At 46.3% G+C, this 467-nt stretch carries 1 pseudogene; it reads left to right on the forward strand.

What is annotated here, in order from left to right:
* Positions 1-467 (forward strand): annotated as a pseudogene (locus E5987_RS12840) (IS1634 family transposase); the annotation flags it as partial.

Genomic DNA, 467 nt, shown 5'->3' on the forward strand with positions numbered 1-467 from the left:
CAGAAGGAAGGCCGAATCCGCTGGGACGAACACTTTTTAGCTGAGCGCCCTGAATTAAGGGATTTTATTTGCCAACGCAAGGGCAAAGCCTATATCTTCACTGCGGTGAGTGAAGGCGGTTTTACTCTTTCTCAAGCAATGGCTGTCAAACAACTGCATGCGGGAGCCACGTGGGCGCTGGATCAGCTCGTTGCGCAATCTCCTATCGGAGAAGCTCTTAAAAGGGCCTTCCCACAGCGCCGAGACTATCTAAAAGTTTTGTCGATTGCCTACTTCATAATCCTCAATCAAGACAACAATATTTCTAAATATCCGACCTTTGCCGAGGCGACTCGTCTTCCATGGGGCGGGGCTTTGCATCCTTCCTCAATAGGCAGAGTTTTTAGGAAAATCAAAAAACAACAAATAGAAAATTACTTTTCTGCCATCCAGGAGGGATTAATAGAGCAGAAGAAAAAAAATGGGGA

It is taken from the genome of Parasutterella muris, from assembly GCF_009767915.1.
Lineage (GTDB): Bacteria > Pseudomonadota > Gammaproteobacteria > Burkholderiales > Burkholderiaceae_F > Parasutterella > Parasutterella muris.